The 18,084-nt window shown below is 57.2% G+C and carries 12 protein-coding genes; 7 read left to right on the top strand and 5 right to left on the bottom strand.

Annotated features, from left to right (window positions below; all coding sequences use genetic code 11):
* Window position 1: 1 nt before the first annotated feature.
* From BcFMB_RS02615 to BcFMB_RS02590, 6 genes are all read left to right on the top strand, one after another.
* Window positions 2-769 (top strand): DUF4391 domain-containing protein, encoded by a 768-nt coding sequence (locus tag BcFMB_RS02615; RefSeq protein WP_099720967.1) that lies wholly within the window; start codon window positions 2-4, stop codon window positions 767-769.
* Entirely contained in the window at window positions 766-2,790 is a 2,025-nt protein-coding gene (locus tag BcFMB_RS02610) for a site-specific DNA-methyltransferase (RefSeq protein WP_099720966.1), read from the top strand. The genes BcFMB_RS02615 and BcFMB_RS02610 overlap by 4 nt, the downstream gene beginning before the upstream one ends.
* Window position 2,791: 1 nt before the next feature.
* A complete protein-coding gene (locus BcFMB_RS02605; RefSeq protein WP_099720965.1) occupies window positions 2,792-5,896 on the top strand; it encodes a restriction endonuclease in 3,105 nt (1,034 codons plus the stop codon).
* A gap of 73 nt (window positions 5,897-5,969) precedes the next feature.
* The gene (locus BcFMB_RS09485; RefSeq protein ID WP_198405436.1) at window positions 5,970-6,992 is read left to right on the top strand and encodes a hypothetical protein; all 1,023 of its coding nucleotides are present in this window, start codon (window positions 5,970-5,972) and stop codon (window positions 6,990-6,992) included.
* 214 nt (window positions 6,993-7,206) lie between these two features.
* The gene (locus BcFMB_RS09480; RefSeq protein ID WP_157775039.1) at window positions 7,207-9,543 is read left to right on the top strand and encodes a Tim44 domain-containing protein; all 2,337 of its coding nucleotides are present in this window, start codon (window positions 7,207-7,209) and stop codon (window positions 9,541-9,543) included.
* A gap of 124 nt (window positions 9,544-9,667) precedes the next feature.
* Window positions 9,668-10,375 (top strand): DUF4357 domain-containing protein, encoded by a 708-nt coding sequence (locus BcFMB_RS02590; RefSeq protein WP_099720962.1) that lies wholly within the window; start codon window positions 9,668-9,670, stop codon window positions 10,373-10,375.
* Here BcFMB_RS02590 and BcFMB_RS02585 read toward each other — a convergent pair.
* Window positions 10,345-10,575, bottom strand: a complete 231-nt coding sequence (locus tag BcFMB_RS02585) for a hypothetical protein (protein WP_099721701.1) — start codon at window positions 10,573-10,575, stop codon at window positions 10,345-10,347. The genes BcFMB_RS02590 and BcFMB_RS02585 overlap by 31 nt on opposite strands.
* A gap of 302 nt (window positions 10,576-10,877) precedes the next feature.
* On the opposite strand from BcFMB_RS02585, the gene BcFMB_RS02580 reads away from it, so the two are divergent.
* On the top strand, window positions 10,878-11,693 hold the full coding sequence (locus BcFMB_RS02580) for an aminoglycoside 3'-phosphotransferase (protein ID WP_099720961.1): 816 nt from the start codon (window positions 10,878-10,880) through the stop codon (window positions 11,691-11,693).
* 431 nt (window positions 11,694-12,124) lie between these two features.
* Here the strand turns inward: BcFMB_RS02580 and BcFMB_RS02575 are convergent, their stop codons facing one another.
* From BcFMB_RS02575 to BcFMB_RS02560, 4 genes are all read right to left on the bottom strand, one after another.
* A complete protein-coding gene (locus tag BcFMB_RS02575) occupies window positions 12,125-13,129 on the bottom strand; it encodes an alcohol dehydrogenase catalytic domain-containing protein (protein ID WP_198405450.1) in 1,005 nt (334 codons plus the stop codon).
* Window positions 13,130-13,295: 166 nt separating this feature from the next.
* Window positions 13,296-13,853, bottom strand: a complete 558-nt coding sequence (locus tag BcFMB_RS02570; RefSeq protein WP_157775037.1) for a hypothetical protein — start codon at window positions 13,851-13,853, stop codon at window positions 13,296-13,298.
* Window positions 13,854-14,512: 659 nt separating this feature from the next.
* Window positions 14,513-17,020, bottom strand: coding sequence for an excinuclease ABC subunit UvrA (locus BcFMB_RS02565; RefSeq protein WP_099720958.1), 2,508 nt, complete (start codon window positions 17,018-17,020; stop codon window positions 14,513-14,515).
* A gap of 459 nt (window positions 17,021-17,479) precedes the next feature.
* On the bottom strand, window positions 17,480-18,073 hold the full coding sequence (locus BcFMB_RS02560) for an NADPH-dependent FMN reductase (RefSeq protein ID WP_099720957.1): 594 nt from the start codon (window positions 18,071-18,073) through the stop codon (window positions 17,480-17,482).
* Window positions 18,074-18,084 lie beyond the last annotated feature (11 nt).

The raw sequence follows: 18,084 nt of genomic DNA, 5'->3' as shown, positions 1-18,084 counted from the left end.
TATGCCATCAACACTGCTCGATCATCTCCACTTACCGCAACAATGTGTGCTGGTCAAACCGAAGGCCATTCCTAGATCGGCGTTCACACATCAGGCAAACCTCACCGCCCGTCAGCAACGGTTGCTCACCAACGTGGAACGGGTGGCGCTTATTGGCACACTGACCCATGCGACCACAGGCATGCCCACGCACATCGACGACACGTATGACGTGCAAAGCATTCTGGTGTTAGGGCTGAATCTCCGTGAGACCAAGAACGCCAACGAAGCCATTGAAATCATCCACCGTGCGTTGCCCCACCCAACCGTCCTCTTGGTGGAACAAGACAGGAAGACCTTGGTATCCCTAGCGATTCCAAGGAAAAGCCTTGCAGAACATGGCGCAATGGTGGTTGGTTACCATGCGCAGACCGGCTGGGTGGATGCCTATGCTCCGGATACACAGGCTTTGTGGGAAAAACTGCCATACGAAGCACAACCCCACGGCGATCTGCTCGCATATGCGCAAGGCTTGGGGCAAAACCTTGCCCTGTGGAATCTGCGCGAATGGGTCGGCGACCACGCGCGCATCGCACCATCAGGAATGTCCAACATACGGGAACCCTTGATACGATTGGAAACATTGAATGCCCAAATCAGCCAGTTGCGTGCACTGAGAAGGAACCCAGACACACCGTTGCGTGAATCCAGCCGCCTACGCGTGCAGGAACACCGACTGATCCAGGACGCAATGGCATTGGCAGAATGCATACAAGGAGCTTTGAGATGAACGAACGGCCTGAGGTGAAGCTGGACCAACTCGACACAGAGTCACAGAACCCGGATAGCAGCAGAGCGGAGCGGCTCAGGGAACTCTTCCCGGAAGCCGTCACTGAGGGAACCGGCGATATCGACTTCGATAAGCTTCGCGAACTGCTCGGCGAACACATCAACACCGGCAAGGAACGCTATGCGTTTACTTGGCCCGGAAAGCATGAGGCCATCAGGCAATCGCAGACTCCATCCACAGCCACGTTGCGCCCACTCAAAGAGAAAAGCGTGGACTGGGACACCACCGAGAACCTGTACATTGAAGGCGACAACCTCGAGGTACTCAAGCTGCTGCAGCGCTCGTACCACGGTCAGGTCGACATGATCTACATCGATCCTCCGTACAACACCGGCAACGACTTCGTCTACAAGGACTCGTTCGGTGACACGATTGAGAACTACCGCGAACAGACCGGCCAGGAACACGCCTCGAACCCGGAGACCAACGGCCGTTTCCACTCCAACTGGCTCAACATGATGTATCCGCGACTGAGGCTGGCGAGAGAACTACTGGCTCCGACAGGCGTCATCTTTATTAGCATTGATGACCATGAATCGATGAATCTCCGCAAAGCCGGAGATGAAATATTCGGCGAAAACTGTTTCGTGGCCGACATCGCATGGCAACGCACATACTCACCGCGAAACGACGCAAAGGGAATCCCGTCCGAAGTGGAACACATCCTCGTCTGGAGCAGGATGCCTAACTGGAATCCCCATAAGCTTGAGCGCACCGCCGAAATGGATGCGAAATACAAGAACCCGGACAACGATATGCAAGCTTGGACGAGCGACAATCCTTTCGCCCCAGGAGCTGCAACACATCAGGGCATGGTATACGCCATCCAGAATCCATTTACCGGAAATCTCATTTATCCTGCAAACACAAGCTGCTGGCGTTATCAGCAAGACCAGATGCTTGACTATATGAATGGATGGTGCGAGTACAAACTCGAAGACATTCATGACGAAGCAAAACGAGCAGAAATCTGCGGCATCCCAGAAGAGGATGTACGTTCCAATGTACAAGCCATAATGCTTGCTCAACCATTGGAAGAATCTCGACAGCATGCGCAAGCCGTACTCGAAAGAGGCCAGTGGCCGAGGTTTTACTTTACAAAAAATGGCTTAGGCGGTATTCGCCGTAAAACCTATCTCGATAGCGTTGGAGGACGTCTTCCCACCAATTTCTGGCCCTATGCCGAAACCGGACATACCGATGAGGCCAAAAAGGAAATCAAACGTCTTTTCGAGGGCAAGATGCCATTCGACACCCCAAAGCCTTCACGATTGATTCGCCGTATGCTCGACATTACGACGGACAAAAACTCGCTTATTATGGATTTCTTCTCGGGATCGGCCACTACAGCTGACGCCGTCATGCAAGCGAATCAGAAGGATGATGGTCAGCGCCGCTATATTCTTGTGCAGATTCCCGAGGAGACTACGAGTGGCTACGGCACGTTGTGCGACATCGGCGAGGAGCGTATCCGCCGTGCAGCGCGGAATCTGACGGAAGAGCAAGTGGACACGAACCAGCCAACGCTGGAAGAGACGGAGCCCGCATATCTTGATACCGGTTTCCGCGTCTTTGCCCTCGACAGTTCCAATCTGAAGTCGGATGAATATACTCCAGGGCAAGAACTCGACATCGATCTCGTCAAGCGTGGCCGCACGAATGATGATTTGCTGTTCGAGGTCATGCTGCGTTGGGGACTTGACCTGTCACTACCCGTCGAGACGAAGGAATGCAACGGATACGAATACCTCTCCGTCGCCGAGGGGGAACTGGTCTGCTGCATGAATGACGGGCTGACCGTTGAAGTGATTGAGCACATCGTGAATACCGACGACAAGCCACGACGCGTATTCATTCCCGATCATGTGTTCGGCGAGCAGAACAATCTCAAGCTCAACATCGTCGATGCATTGCGCCGCGCCTCGAGCGAGGGTCAGGAAATCGAATTGAGGACGGTGTGATATGACGCTGACACTCAAATACTCCGATGACCAGCAATATCAGCTCGATGCCATTGCCGCCACGATTGACCTGTTCCGCGACCAGCGCTTCTCCACTTCCAGCTTCACTGTGGAGGAGGCAACATCTTCGGCGGTGTATGACGCCATGCAGCTTGAGCTGCCGGTACCCGGTTTGACGCCCAATGCCCAACAGGGGGCGCTGAATCTGAATGAGTCTCCGACAATCGGGTATGCGAACCATGTGCGCATCTCCGACCTCGACCTGCTGCACAATCTGCATGCCGTGCAAGCCGCCAACAATCTGCCGCCGACGGAAGTCCGCACAGACGGCCGGTTGCGTGATTTCTCGATTGAGATGGAGACCGGCACCGGCAAGACCTATGTGTACATTCGCACGATCTACGAACTGAACAAGCGCTACGGTCTGACGAAGTTCATCATTGTCGTGCCCTCAGTCGCCATCAGGGAGGGAGTTCGGAAGACCTTCGAGACAACCCGTAAGCATTTCAAGGACCTGTATGACAGCCAACCTCTTGATTACTTCGTGTATGACGCGAAAAACATGGGCAACGTGTCCAGTTTCGCCACATCGGCATCGATTGAGGTGATGATCATCAATATCGGCGCCTTCAACAAGGCGTTTGAATCGGATGGAGACGAAGACAAATCCAATATATTCCATCGTGTGAGCGAAAAGCTCGCCGGCGGCCGCTCCCCTCGTGAAATGGTGGCGGAGTGCAATCCGATCGTCATCATCGACGAGCCGCAAAGCGTAGACAACACCACCAAAGCCAAGAAGGCCATCGAATCGTTGAATCCGTTGTTCGTGCTGCGGTATTCGGCCACGCTCAAGGAGTCCTACAACAAGATCTACGAGCTCACGCCGGTGGACGCGTTCCAGCAGCATCTGGTCAAGGGCATCTGCGTCGACTCGGTTCTGGCGGAGGAAAACCTCAACGGCGCCTATGTGAAGTTGGACAGCGTGAAATCCGAACCTTCATATTCGGCGAAGATGACCATTGACGTGCTCCAAAAAGACGGCAGCCAAAAACGCAAAACCGTCACCGTGAAGACCGGAACCGACCTGTATGAGGCCAGCAAAGAAAACCCGGATTACCGCGATGGGTGGATCGTGAGCAACATCGACGCAGAAGAGGGCTTCGAATCCGTCACGTTCTCGAATGACGAGTATTTCGAGGTGGGGCAGGTCAAAGGCGACGTCTCTGTGACGCTTGTCAAGCGTGCCCAGATTCGGCGGACCATCGAAAACCATTTCCAGAAGCAAGTAGAGATGCAGCCCCAAGGCGTGAAGGTGCTCTCGCTGTTCTTCATCGACGAGGTGGCGAAATACCGCGAATACCTTGACGCCGGCGATAGTGGCGAAACCATGGTCGAAAACGGCGAGTACGCGAGGATGTTCGACGAAGAGTATCGCAAGCTCATCGCAAGCGAGAGATGGAAGCGCCGCTTTGCGAAAAGCGGCATTACGATCCCGGAGGATCCAAAAACGGTACGCACCGGTTACTTCGCCCAGGACCGCAAGACCAAGCGCTTCAAGAACTCCAGCGGCTCGGCAGGTACGGAAGCGGATACCGACACCTTCGAACTGATCATGCGCGACAAGGAAACGTTGTTGTCGTTGCCGGATGAATCGAATCCGAGCACGCTTTATTCGTTCATCTTCAGCCATTCCGCGCTCAAGGAAGGCTGGGACAATCCCAACGTGTTCCAGATCTGCACATTGGTCGAGACCAGGGACACGATGACCAAGCGACAGAAAATCGGACGTGGTCTGCGTCTGTGCGTCAATCAGGATGGTGTGCGCCTTCACGACCCCGAAGCCAATACGCTCACCGTAATCGCCAACGAATCGTATATCGACTTCGCCAACGGATTGCAGAAGGAATTCACCAAAGCAGGCTACCGGTTTGGCGCCCTTGCCCCAGAATCCTTCACCAATCTCGACATGGCACAAGGTGCAGCTGCCGTACCCCAGCCTCTCGGGTTTGAGAAATCGCGCGCACTCTACAAATATTTGGAATCCAATAAGCTCATCAACAAGCAGGGCAAGGTTCTGCCGGAACTCAAACAGCGTGTCGAACAGCACACACTCGAGCTCCCCGAAGAGTTCGAAGCGGTCCGCCAAGGCATTGAAGAGATCATCCTGCAGCGTGCGGCGAATCTCACCATCAAGAACAAACAAGAAGAAGTGACCATCGAGATTCGTGATGAAGCGCTGTACAGTGACGCGTTCCAAGAACTATGGCAAAGGATCCGCCAACGCAGTACGTATCGCCTCAACGTCGATGAGGAAAAACTGATCGCTGAATCGGTGGAATGGATACAGCGTATGGAGGAAATCACGCCTCCCAAGGTGCGAAGTGTGCGAGCTGATTTGAACATCGACATGGCAGGCGTATCTACTGACGACGAGCGTGAGTCATTGATGAACATGAGTGACTCCCTGCAGTACAAACTGCCCGATCCAATCAGCGCATTGCAGGACATTGTTGGACTGACTCGCGCATCGTTGAAGCGCATCCTGGAAGACAGTGGGCGTTTGGATGAGTACCCGATTGACCCCAGCGCATTCATCACACAAGTGGCGTATGCCATTTCCGTGGCCAAGACCAACGTGTTGGCTGAGGGAATCTCCTATACCCTGCTGCCTGAAGATGAATGGTATACCGAACAGATCCTCATCCCCCATAACCGAAAAGGGTATCTGGAACAGAACGCATTCCAGCCCAGCCATATACAGAAGTGGCTTTATGACTATGTGGTATACGATTCAACCACCATTGAAAAACCGTATGCCCTTGAGTTGGATAAAGTGGAACAAATTCTGGTCTGCACCAAGCTGCCGCCGACCTTCACCATCGACACACCTTTCGGACCATACAATCCCGATTGGGCATATGTCCGCGAAGAGGACGACGGCACGAAGAGGCTCTATCTTGTAGTCGAAACCAAAGGTGGGCAGAAAGGCCAAACCAACACACGTGACCCAGAACGGGCAAAGATCGATTGCGCCACCGCGCACTTCAAGCAAATCACAGCAGAATACCCCGATTTTGAGTACAAGCCACAGTCTCGGTTCAAGTAGATCTTTGTTGCGGAAAGCAACGCATACGATAGACGATGAGGGAATCAGTGAGCAAGGCGGTTAAACCCAACTTATGACAACTTTAAAAGAACTATATGCCGCTCACTTCTACGAAGCGGCCAGCTACCACGCTCAGCGAGTGAAATTGCTGCAGAATCCCAATCTACGCGAATACGATGAAGACGGGTATGAGACATGCACACATGCCGCCATGTGCGCAGAGATGTTCATTACAGGGAAAGTGATAGAGCATAACCCTTCTGACGCAGTGCCCTCTAAATCCTTAAGGACAAGAAACCGGGAAAGCATTGCGTTATCCGCATTACAGGACAACGATGTGAACAAAGTCGATATCAACGCCCTCGTATCACTGCAAATGTGCGGCGCTGCAGAGATGCTCAAAAAATACATAGATATCGAAAAGGAACATTTTAAAAACGACAATCTTGGAGAAACACTTAATTCGATCAGGCATTATGCAAAATTACTAATTGACGAGAGAAATGACGTTTTACATCGACACTACATGCATACACAATCAATCCGCCCCGCTACCGCATTCTCATACCTTTGCCAGTACGTTGACGCTGTATACGGAGACAACAGTATGGAACATCAATACTTTACAGGCACATATTCTCGAGACAGCTCTGCGTTAACAGAACTTCTTGAACACTACCTTAGCGCAGCTTTTGACAAATCAGTAACCGTCAGCCATAACACATATCGCAAGCAAATACGTAGAATTGCTCGCAGTTACACTAAACTCATGCAGCGCAAACAGTATCCCCACATCTCAGTCTTCGTAGATATAGCCATCTGCCCGAAATGCCACAATCACGCTTTCCTAATCAAGCGAACCGAAGCTATAGCCACTTATTGGACAGGAGAACCAAATAATAGTGTCTCCGTATTGGAATTGTTCAATCCCAGTGGGGAATCCGAAGAAACGTTACGATGCCCTGTCTGCCGACTCGAATGGAAAGATGATGTACTACGACTATACCAAGACATTGGAAAAATAAAATGTATTAAATCAGACATTCACCCCAATGATTTAGGTCACGAATTTAGGTCATATCTTGCATGCATGTAAATCACTCACATTCCCATAAGTCTTATTACATGTAGCAGTCCAAGGTTTTCACAAAATCAGTCTTGAGATACTCCCTTGCAATTGTGGAATGGGAGATTTTCGAAGAATTCAAAACCTGCACCATACTCAATAACGCAGTTCGATTTTGTTGTTCTTAGTAATGCGCACCAAGATGCATTACCATAGAGTCGAAGATACGCGAGGAAGGGCAGATATGGGATTGTTCAAGAAACTCGGCGAAAGCGCACAGAAAGCCGCAGTAAAGGCGGCAGAGCAAGCCAAAGCGGCCGGAGAAAAACTCAAACCAGTAACCGAACAGCTCGCCGCCAAGGGGTCGGAAGCGCTTGAACAAGCCTCTAAAACCCACATCGGGCAAAAAGTCACCCATACAGCTACCTCAGTGACCGAGAAAGTCCAACACAATGCGAAAGCGATCGCGGAGAGTGATTTCGGGAAGAACGTCGGGCAGAAAGCGTCACAGCTGGGAGATTCCATGAGCGATGCCGCTCATTGGTCTGCAGAGCATATCTCACAGGCTTCCGTTTCGGTTTCCTCGGCCATCGACGCAGCACAAATACGCAAAGACCCGCAAGCACAGCAGAAAGAGGACGAGCGCATACATAGCGCTGAGGTTGCTAAGGAATCACTTCAGGAAACCACAGCACAAACGGTTTTGCAAGCCCTCGGCCCATCACCTGTTGACCTGAATTACAAAATATGCGACAAAGCAAAGACACTGTTCCCCATCCCACGCGAACAGCAGATCCTGTGGATGGATGCTGAATTCGATTTACGTCCAAGTGGCATTGTCTCTACAGATCAGGGAATCTTCATTAAAACAGACGAATCAATCATGCCTTCCGGAGAAGATGCGGAAAAGTCAAAACTGATTTATGTGAAATGGGACTCCTTTGATCCCACATGGTTCATTGCCAACTCAGACGAGAATATGGCGTGGAAAGTCAATCCCGAATGCCGAGGAACCTTCATCGAAACATGCCAGAGGCTTGCCCCGGAAGAAGAACCCGTTGAAACACGGCTTCTCGAAGCAGAAGAACAGTACGGCACCACCGAGGTGGTGGACACAGCTCATGCCACTGGTCCTTCACAAGGTACCAATGCCAGCATAAACATGGCAGCCAATACAATCCTGTCCGAAGAAGCCGTGCTTGCGCAGAATCATGCCCATGTCGCCGGTCATGGCGAGATGGCCGAAGAAGCAATCAATAAACTCGACCGGTTGCACGGTCTGGATGCCGTGATCACCGGTAGGGACAACGCGAAGAACGGTGCGGATCGTGTCGTGGATGGCATGCGTATTCAAACCAAGTATTATAAGACCGCCCAAGGTTCCATAGATGCGGCCTTCGACCCACAGAGCCACATGTACCGCTACATGGCCGACGGAAGCCCGATGCAACTCGAAGTTCCCAAAGATCAATATGAAACCATTCTGCATAAATTCGAGAAAAAAATTGCCGATGGAAAAGTACCTGGTGTGACCGACCCGAAAGAGGCACAGAACATTGTCAGAAAAGGACGTCTCACCTATCAACAAGCAGTAAATCTCACCAAGCCGGGCACAATCGAATCGCTTGCCTACGATGCAGCAACGGGAATCGTGGTATGCACATGCGCGTTTGGCATCTCTTTCCTCTCAGCCGCGTATAGCGCGTATCGAGAGAAGCGAGATATCAACGCATCCATCCAAGCCGGTGTTGTAGCAGGAGCGGAAGTATTCGGGCTGACGTTCATCCAACACATGCTCACCAACCAACTGGCGCGTACCGGCTTGTCACACGTACTCATAACTCCTACACAGCATCTCACTGCGAATATCATCGGATATCGAGGTTCGGCGACGATTGTGAACGGCATCCGTGCGTTGACAGGCAAACAAGCCATTCATGGCGCAGCCGCCTCCAAACATTTGGCTAAGATCATGCGCAACAATGTTATTACCTCTGCGATCTCATTCGCAGTGTTTTCCATCCCCGATACGATGCGCATGGCTGACAAGAAGATCTCCACCGCACAATACACCAAGAACATGGTGATGTTAGCGAGTTCCATGTTGGGAGCGGCCGCAGGCTCAGTGGGCGCCGGCATCGCTGCAGCCAAAGTAGCGTCCGCTGCTGGAACCGCTGTCACCCCAGGAGTCGGGACCGTGATCGGATTCGCAGGCGGCATGGTCGGTGGAGTTGTGGGATCCATGGCCATTAAAGGAGCTGCCGATATCTTCTATGAAGACGACGCCGTCCGCATCGGCCGTTTCTTCAATGCCATGATTAGCTGTCTCTGTTCCGAATACCTACTGAGCGGATCTGAGATCGATGAGCTGATTGAGGGGCTCAATCAAACATCTTCCGAGGATATGAAGAATCTCATCATGGAGGTTGTGAAATCTGAGCAGCAGGAACAAACCATTCGAGATTTCCTCCAGCCACGATTCGAGGAGATCACAGCAAAACGTGAACATTTTGTTCTGCCATCCACTTTACAGATTGACGCTGCTCTCAATGAAATTGTAGACATCGTGACCGCGGATTGAATCGTTCATTGAGACTGCCACAATAGATCATGCAACCAACTGCCCGGTGAAAACGTGCGGAGGTTCCGAAGACAGTTCTTTCGGAACCTCCGTCACCACACCTTCCACCCCAAAGGAGCCTCCCATGTCCGCAGGCGTACTCTACGTGATGTCGACGGTCGTGTCTGGATTGATCAAGATCGGCAAGACGACGACGGATCGTTTCGACAGTCGCATGTACGAGCTTGAGCACAACGGGTACCGCAACGTGACAGGGTTGCGGCGCAGGTTCGCGATCGAAGTCGAGGATTACGACGAGAAGGAACGTATGCTCGACGATATCTTCTCGAAGGCGCGCGTCCCCGGATCCGAACTGTTCGCACTCGACATCAATCTCGCAATCGAACTGCTCTCGTCATTCGAAGGTCGTCAAATCTATCCGAAGTCGAGCACTGAATCCAAGAGCAAAGTCTTCGATGACGCCGCGAAAAACCATCAGGAGAATACAGACATCCAATGCATTCCCGACGGTATCTATTATCTCAACAGAAAACGACCGCCGTTGCATGTGGAGATGGTCGTCGAGGATGGTACGCTCACAATACGCGCGGGGCAGCAAGTGGCCGAACATGACAGCGACAGCGTAGGCGACCACGCACGCGAACTGCGGCGCGCCAACGTTGCCGCTGACGGCACCGTGCGCGCGAACGCGCACTTCAGTTCGCCGTCACAAGCCGCAGCGTTCGCGACCGGTCATTCCTGCAACGGCTGGGCACAGTGGGAAACGCAGGATGGTCGATCAATCGACGTCTTCCGTACACGTCAGAACTCTTCGCCGCAATCGTTGCAGTGATGACTCGGCATGGGACGGTCGAACTCGATCGCACAACTGCCCAGCGCCACTTTGCCTTCATCAAGCTTGCGCCGCAGTTCCGCGTCGAACGCGGGCATACCGCACAGGATGTCCGCAATATTCCGCGAACCGCAGTATGGGCAGACCACTTCGGTATCTTCCGTATCTTCCGCACGCGCCACGTCTTCGTTGCCCGTCATGACCACCCCTGTCCATCATGCACTCTTGAACGCACTCTTGCATTGTGGGCACACCGCGAGCGCCGCACCCGTATTCTTACACTGCGCGAGCAGCCGTCGCGCGACCGCACAGTTCGCGGCATCGCGCGACGCAACCGACCCCTCCAACGTCGCGCGACCGCGCGCACTGCAGCACCGCGCGACACTAACGCGCCCTCAGCGACGCGCAACCGCGCACTTTGCAGCACTGCGCGACACCTGAATCCATCAGTGCTCTTCTTCTATGCTGGTACCATCGCACGACGCACACGAGGAGCCGCACCATGCACCGCACACCAATCCCGACGATTCCCGACGCGCCACCGAGCATACGCAGTCTCGCGCGCGGGTACGCGATCCACGACACGAGTAGTTCGCCCGAAGCGCGCGTCTACGCACTCAGCACAGAGGACGCGGACGCCAACGCCGACGCACTGTTCGTGAAGACTGCGGCAGCCGGTTCGCTCGCCCACGAAACGCATATGGACGCCGCGTTCCACGAACTTGGTCTCGGCCCTGAAGTCGTCGAATATCTGTTCGGAGACGACGCGAGCGCTGACTGGCTTGTCACGCGCGCGGTCATCGGCGACGACTGCACAAACGCACGCTATCTTGCGGAACCGGAACGGTTGTGCGATCTGCTCGCCGGCCGCCTGCGCGCGCTGCACGAGTTGTTCCACGTGCAACATGAGCGTATCGTCGAACTCGACATCCCCGACGTGCGCACGCGGTATCTCGAGAACGTCGAGCGCGGATGGAGATCCGGCCATTTCGACGCGCAGTTTTTCCCAACAATCACCGCCGACGACGCACATCGCATCGCCGCCGAAGCCGCGAGTTCGCTACACACCAACGCACTCCTCCACGGCGACTACTGCCTACCGAACATCATTCTCGACGACTGGCGTTTCTCGGGTTTCATCGACCTCGACCACGCCGGTCTCTCCGACCGTCACATCGACGTGTTCTGGGGTGCGTGGACCTTCTGGTTCAACCTACATACCGACGCCTACTGCAACCGTTTCCTCGACGCCTACGGCCGCGACGTCATCGACGACAACAAACTGACCGCAATCGCCGCAATGGAATGTTTCATGTAGCGCACAGCCGCTACGCCATACACAACCGCCACCAGCCTCCGTCGCGCGATCGCGCAGATCGCGGCACCGCACGACGCCAACATCTTCCATTCCGTCGTGCGATCGCACACTTCCCGGCATCGCACGACGCTCGCGACGCAATACCGACGCGCGTCCACACACACTGCGGTACCGCACGACGCCTGTGCCGCGTTAGCGTCGCGCGTTGTCACACATCGTGGCACCGTACGACGCATACGTCCCACCAGCGTCGTGCGGCCGCACAAAAACGGCATCGCACGACGTTAACGTTCCGTCAGCGTCGCGCACCCCCACACTTTGCGGCAACGCACGACGCTCATGCCGCATCAGCGATGCGCGATACCGCACAACGCGGCAACGCACGACGCTTGTGGCGGCGCGCACGGTTCCGGGCGCCGGCCATCCAACCGTCAGTCGAGGACCAGATACGACTTGATCGTCTTGCGCTGATCCATCGCCTCGTAGGCGGCTTGGATGTCGTCGAGATGGAACTCGGAAGTGAACACGCTGCCCGGGTTGATGTCCGCGTTGAGCACGGCGTCGAGCAGCACCGACTTGTCGTAGGTGGTGACCGACGCGGGGCCGCCGTAGACGCCGACGTTCTGGTAGAACGTACCCTCGCCGCTGATCTGCTGACCGTGCGGCAGGCCGACGCGACCGATCAACGCGCCCGGACGCGCGACCGACACGGCCTCCTGGAACGAGGCGTCGGTGCCGACGCATTCGAGGACGGCGTCGGCGCTGCCGTCGCTGATCTCCAGCAGCTTCGCGACGCCTTCGTCGCCACGTTCGGCGACGTTGTCGGTCGCGCCGAACTCCTGCGCGAGCGCGCGGCGGTCGTCGTGACGGCTCGTCGAGATGATGCGCTTGGCGCCCATCATCTTCGCGGCGATGATGCCGCACAGACCGACGGCGCCATCGCCGAGCACGATGACGGTGTCACCGGGCTTGACCTGCGCGGTGCGGGCGGCATGGTAGCCGGTCGCCATCACATCGGACAACGTGAGCAGGCTCTTGAGCATGCCTTCGCTGTAGTCCTCCGGCTGTCCCGGAACCTTGACGAGCGCCCACTGCGCATGCTGGAAACGGATGTACTGACCCTGCGCACCCATCGAGAAATTGTCCGGATGCGCCATGCAGGAGCCGTCGAAGCCGGCGCGGCAGGCGCGGCACCGGCCGCAGCCATGCGTGAACGGCGCGATGACGAAATCGCCGGGCTTGACCGACGTGATGGCGTCGCCGACCTCCTCGACGATGCCGATGGCCTCATGACCCGAGTTCGCCGAATGCTCCTCGGTCTGGTTGATGCCGCGGAACGGCCACAGGTCGGAACCGCATACACAGGCGCGCACGACGCGGATGATCGCGTCATCCGGCTGCTCGATCGCAGGCATCGGCGCCTCCTCGACGGCCATATGACGCGCCGACTCAAAGATAGCTGTCTTCACAGTATGATGTCCTTCCGTCAGAGGCGTCCAGCCCGCGCCGGAACACCTGATTTTTCAACCGTTGCATCATTGTATGATGCAGGAATTCGCCTGCGCCGTCAGTAGCAGCGAATCCTGATCCCGCCATGCCGCGTCATGCAAGGCCCTCGATGCAGATGCCCGCGGTTTGGGATTGCGCCGGCAAACCGAACGCGCCAAGCGCCTTGCATTCCTTGTCGAACTGCGCACGGTTGGCACCGCTCAAATCGAGCTGATATTCAGGAATCGCGATCAACGGGCCGTTCAACTCCAAACCATCCGCCGTGCCGTCATCGACGATCACGATGCCGACGCCGTACAGATCGGCATACGTGCAACTGATGAGCGTGAGCCGGTCGCCTGTCAGATATCGGCGCAGCCAGTTGTAGAGGAAATCGAGCATTGCGTCGGAAGGTTCGGTCGGCAATGGCAGAATCGGCATGCGCTTCGACCGCAAGTCGGACGGGTAGTAGACATCGTTCACGTCCACATACAACGCGGCGTTCTTGACGACGATGAATCGTTTTCTGACGAACGCGAGATACTGCTCTCCCACAACGAACGGGATGACGATCATGAACACCATCGACACGAAGCCCAATAGGATATGCCCGTATTCGCCGAGCACATAGGTCACATACGCCAGGCCTATCACCAATGCGATCGCAGCCATGCACACAAGCGTGGCGAGCGGCTTCCTCCGCAGCATGACGATCGACGTGATGTCGTTGCGAATCACGCGTTCCTCAGCGGATGAGCGGGTGCGCGAGTCCTTCGTTCTGCGCGAGAAATAGATGAAGAACGGGGAGCCGATGATCGCGAACAACACGGCGATGAATGTGAACACGATGATCGGATAGCACCATTCGCCAAAATCGTTGAACACCGCGATGACGACGAACAGGAAGTCGACGAGCAACAGACCCAGCCGACGAGCTGCCAGAACAGATACGGATGCCGCTGCGAAAAACCCATGTCGCCGCCTTTCTCACTCCTTCGTCGCACGGTGTCCCTTCAGCATAGAAGCGGCGGGGGCGAGGCGATGCGTTCATCTCAGCGGCCGTCGACGCTGCCACGAAGCGTAGCGAAAAGGACGGCAGTGATTGCGGGTCGGCCGGCGCCGGCCGGCGCCACGGCTAAGCAAACGAGGCAGGTGCAAACCGCACCCGGTCCGATCACTATCGGCACGCTAAGCGAACGAGACTGGTGCAGACCGCACCCAATCCAGTCGCAACTAGTCACCTTAGCGAACGTGTTGGGGCGACCCGCACCCACTCCGATCACAACCGACCCACACACCGCCCACACACACCGCGCCCACACACACAGCCTTCACCTCCGCGTCACGCCGACGCACGGCGCCAGATACTTGCCGGTCGCGCTGAGCGGATTCGCGGCGACCTGCGTCGGCGTGCCGACGGCCACGATCTCGCCTCCGTTTTCGCCGCCGCCGGGACCCATGTCGATGATCCAGTCGGCGTTCGCGATCATGTCGAGGTCGTGTTCGATCACGAGCACGCTCGCGCCGTGGTCGATGAGTTTCTGGAAGACACTGATCAATGTGCGCACGTCGAGTGGATGCAGACCGATCGTCGGCTCGTCGAAGACGAACAACGTACCTTCCTGCGCGCGTCCCATTTCGCTCGCGAGCTTGAGCCGCTGCGCCTCGCCGCCGGACAGCGCCGGCGTGCTTTCACCTAAAGTCAGATAGCCGATGCCGAGTTCGTGCAGCGTCGCCAGTTTCGCATGGATGCGCTTCTGGTCGGCGAACGTGTCCATCGCCTCGTCGACCGTCATCGCGAGCGCGTCCGGCAGCGACACCGGCGTGCCTCCGTCCTTCGGCGTCCATGTGATCTCGCCCGCCTGGTCGCCGTAGCGGGTGCCGTGGCAGTCGGGACAGTCGATGTCCACGTCGGGCAGGAACTGCACGTCGAGCGTGATCTGTCCGGTGCCGTCGCAGGTCGGGCAGCGCAGCGAGCCGGTGTTGTACGAGAACGCGCCCGCCTTCAGTCCGCGCGTCTTCGCTTCGTCGGTGCGCGCGTACAGCCGCCGCAGGTCGTCGAGGACGCCGCTGTAGGTGGCGACGGTCGAGCGCACGTTGGCGCCGATCGGCGTCGCGTCGATCATCGTGACGCGGTCGATGCCCGGAGCGTCGAGCGTGCGCACATGCTCGGGCAGTTGTTCGTCGGCGATCTTCGCGCTGAGCGCCGGCACGAGGCTTTCGAGTACGAGCGTCGTCTTCCCGGATCCCGAAACACCGGTGACGACGGTGAGACGATGCTTCGGCACGTGCGCATCCAACGCGTGCACGGTGTGCAGCGGCGAGGTCCTGATTTCGATGTCGCCTTCGTCGAACATCGCGTCGGCGGCCGTCTGCGGACGTACGATGCGTGCACGTTCGCTTGCGAGGAACGGGCCGATCAGCGAATGCGGATCGTCTTCGACGTCGTCCACGGTGCCCTGCGCGATCACGGTGCCGCCGTGCGCGCCGGCGCCGGGTCCCATTTCGATGATCCAGTCGACGTCGCGCAGCACGCGCACGTCATGGTCGACGACGACGACGGTGTTGCCCTGCTCCTTGAGATCACGCATGACGCCGATGAGACCGTCGACGTTCGCCGGATGCAGGCCGATCGACGGTTCGTCGAGCACGTACATCGCGCCGGTCAGTTCGCTGCGCACGGCACGCACGAGCTGGATGCGCTGACGCTCGCCGGTCGATAGTGTGGATCCTGCACGGTCGAGCGTCAGGTAGCCGAGGCCGAGTTCGAGCAGACGACGCGCGGTGCGCGTGAATTCGTCGACGATCGCCTGCGCCATCTCGCGCATGTCGTCCGGCATCGACGCGGGCACCGTGCGCACCCACGCCGCGAGGTCGTCGAGCTGCATCGCGCACTGTTCGGGCAACGTCCTGCCGTCGACGGGCAGTGTACGCGCGCGCTCGTTGAGGCGTGTGCCGTGGCAGTCGGGGCACGGCTCCTCCTTGATGAACGGCTCGACGCGTTTGAGCGCCTTCGCGTCCTTCGCCTTGTCGAGCGCGTTGAGCACGGTGCGCTCGGCGCTGAAATACGTGAAGTCGAGTTCGCCGGCGCGGTTCAGTTTCTTCGAGTGGTACAGGATGTGCCGTTTCTCGGCGGGGCCGTGCAGCACGATCTCCTTCTCATGGTCGGTGAGGTCCTTGTACGGGACGTCGGTGCGCACACCCATCTCACGGCACACGTCGACCATGATCGACCACATCAGCGAGCGCCACGGCGCCACCGCACCCTGTTCGATCGTCAGATTCGGGTCGGCGATCAATGTCGACTCGTCGACGGTGCGCACGATGCCGGTGCCCGAACACGTCGGGCATGCGCCGCCCGAGTTGAACGCGAGGTCCTCGGCGCCGAGCGCCTGCACCCGTTCGCCGCACACCGGGCAGATGATCGGCCGTTCGAGCGCGACGTTCGGCGTCGGATTGAGCACATGGCCGTTCGGGCAGCTGTAGTTGCCCAGTCGCGACGTCATCAGCCGCAGACTGTTGAGCAGCTCGCTCATCGTGCCGAAGGTGCTGCGGATGCCGGGAACGCTCGGCCGCTGATGCAGCGCGAGCGCCGGCGGCACATGCTCGATCGCGTCGATCTTCGCCTCGCCGCTCTGCGCGATGCGCCGACGCGTGTACGTGGAGAGCCCCTCGAGATACCGCCGCGACCCCTCCGCGTACAGCACGCCGAGCGCAAGCGACGATTTGCCCGAACCGGAGACGCCGGCGACGGCGACCATCTTGCCGAGCGGCACCTGCACGTCCACCCGTTTGAGATTGTGCACGCGCGCACCGGTGATATCGATTGTCTGTGCCATCCGCCACTTCCCTCTGTTGTCTATGTTCGACCGTGTCTGCCTGCGTCTGCTGTTCGCCTGACGATTACGTCATATTGTCATATCGATGACGCGCGGTCTGCCAAGCCGCTTCACGATATCGCTGCTGCCGAGCGTAAGACGCGCGTGCACACTCCGCCGTGAGCACATTCGCGCGCTTTCACCGGAATCCATGTGAATCAACAGTGAATTTTGAGCTTCCGTCATCGTTTTCTCAAGGCGCGCTTCGTATCGTAAAGCCATCGGCTCACGGAAGACGCGAACCGAGATAACTGAACATCTCCTTTTTCCTTCTCTCTCGGTGTTGGGTCGGGGCCGCGAACAGCGCAGCCCCGGCCCTTTCTCTGTTGTGTTCCGCCGCATTCTGCGCACCGCCGACCGACGATGACTGCGTACACGATGTGCGCTCGCACTCCCCCGATACGCGGCGACGTCGTCACATCATTCCTGATTGATCAACGCGATCACTGCGTCGGCCTGGTTGCGGATCGAGGCCTTCGCCGCGTCGTCAAGGTCAAGCCTGTCACTGATGAACATCTCGCGGTTCAACGCCACGCCGGTGAACGTCGCCGGGGCGATGCGCATCTTCAGCGCGTTGAGCACCGGCAGCCACGTCGAGAAGCAGTCGCGCGCGCAGCTCGAGCCGGCGGCGCCGCTCATCGTCATCATCTTGCCGACGATCGGCGACGGCGAGCCGTCCTCCGCGGGCCGAGACAGCCAATCGAACAGATTCTTGAGCGCTCCCGGCATGCCATGGTTGTATTCGGGAGTCACAATCCAGATCGCGTCGGCCTCGGCGACCTCGGCGCGCACCGACGCGACCGGTTCCGGCGTCGGGAACTCCTCGTCCTGAATGAACACCGGCACCTCACGCCAGTCGAGTGTGCGCACGTTCGCGCGGTCGGCGAGCTCGCCGGCGGCGAACTGCGCGAGCTGCCTGTTGAACGACTTCTTGCGCAGCGAGCCGACGATCATCAGCACGGTGGGCAAGCTGCCGTCATGTTCCTCGATGCGCACTTCGTTGACTGATTCCATCGCTGGATTCC

It is taken from the genome of Bifidobacterium choerinum (genome assembly GCF_002761235.1).
Classification (GTDB): Bacteria; Actinomycetota; Actinomycetes; order Actinomycetales; family Bifidobacteriaceae; genus Bifidobacterium; species Bifidobacterium choerinum.
Note: the sequence above shows the minus strand (reverse complement) of the source record. Positions and strands in the feature narration are given on the sequence as shown.

Coding starts and splice junctions, on each gene's coding strand:
- BcFMB_RS02615 (WP_099720967.1), top strand. CDS start 2: ATGCCATCAACACTGCTCGATCATCTCCACTTACCGCAACAATGTGTG.
- BcFMB_RS02610 (WP_099720966.1), top strand. CDS start 766: ATGAACGAACGGCCTGAGGTGAAGCTGGACCAACTCGACACAGAGTCA.
- BcFMB_RS02605 (WP_099720965.1), top strand. CDS start 2,792: ATGACGCTGACACTCAAATACTCCGATGACCAGCAATATCAGCTCGAT.
- BcFMB_RS09485 (WP_198405436.1), top strand. CDS start 5,970: ATGACAACTTTAAAAGAACTATATGCCGCTCACTTCTACGAAGCGGCC.
- BcFMB_RS09480 (WP_157775039.1), top strand. CDS start 7,207: ATGGGATTGTTCAAGAAACTCGGCGAAAGCGCACAGAAAGCCGCAGTA.
- BcFMB_RS02590 (WP_099720962.1), top strand. CDS start 9,668: ATGTCCGCAGGCGTACTCTACGTGATGTCGACGGTCGTGTCTGGATTG.
- BcFMB_RS02585 (WP_099721701.1), bottom strand. CDS start 10,575: ATGACGGGCAACGAAGACGTGGCGCGTGCGGAAGATACGGAAGATACC.
- BcFMB_RS02580 (WP_099720961.1), top strand. CDS start 10,878: ATGCACCGCACACCAATCCCGACGATTCCCGACGCGCCACCGAGCATA.
- BcFMB_RS02575 (WP_198405450.1), bottom strand. CDS start 13,129: ATGGCCGTCGAGGAGGCGCCGATGCCTGCGATCGAGCAGCCGGATGAC.
- BcFMB_RS02570 (WP_157775037.1), bottom strand. CDS start 13,853: ATGGCTGCGATCGCATTGGTGATAGGCCTGGCGTATGTGACCTATGTG.
- BcFMB_RS02565 (WP_099720958.1), bottom strand. CDS start 17,020: ATGGCACAGACAATCGATATCACCGGTGCGCGCGTGCACAATCTCAAA.
- BcFMB_RS02560 (WP_099720957.1), bottom strand. CDS start 18,073: ATGGAATCAGTCAACGAAGTGCGCATCGAGGAACATGACGGCAGCTTG.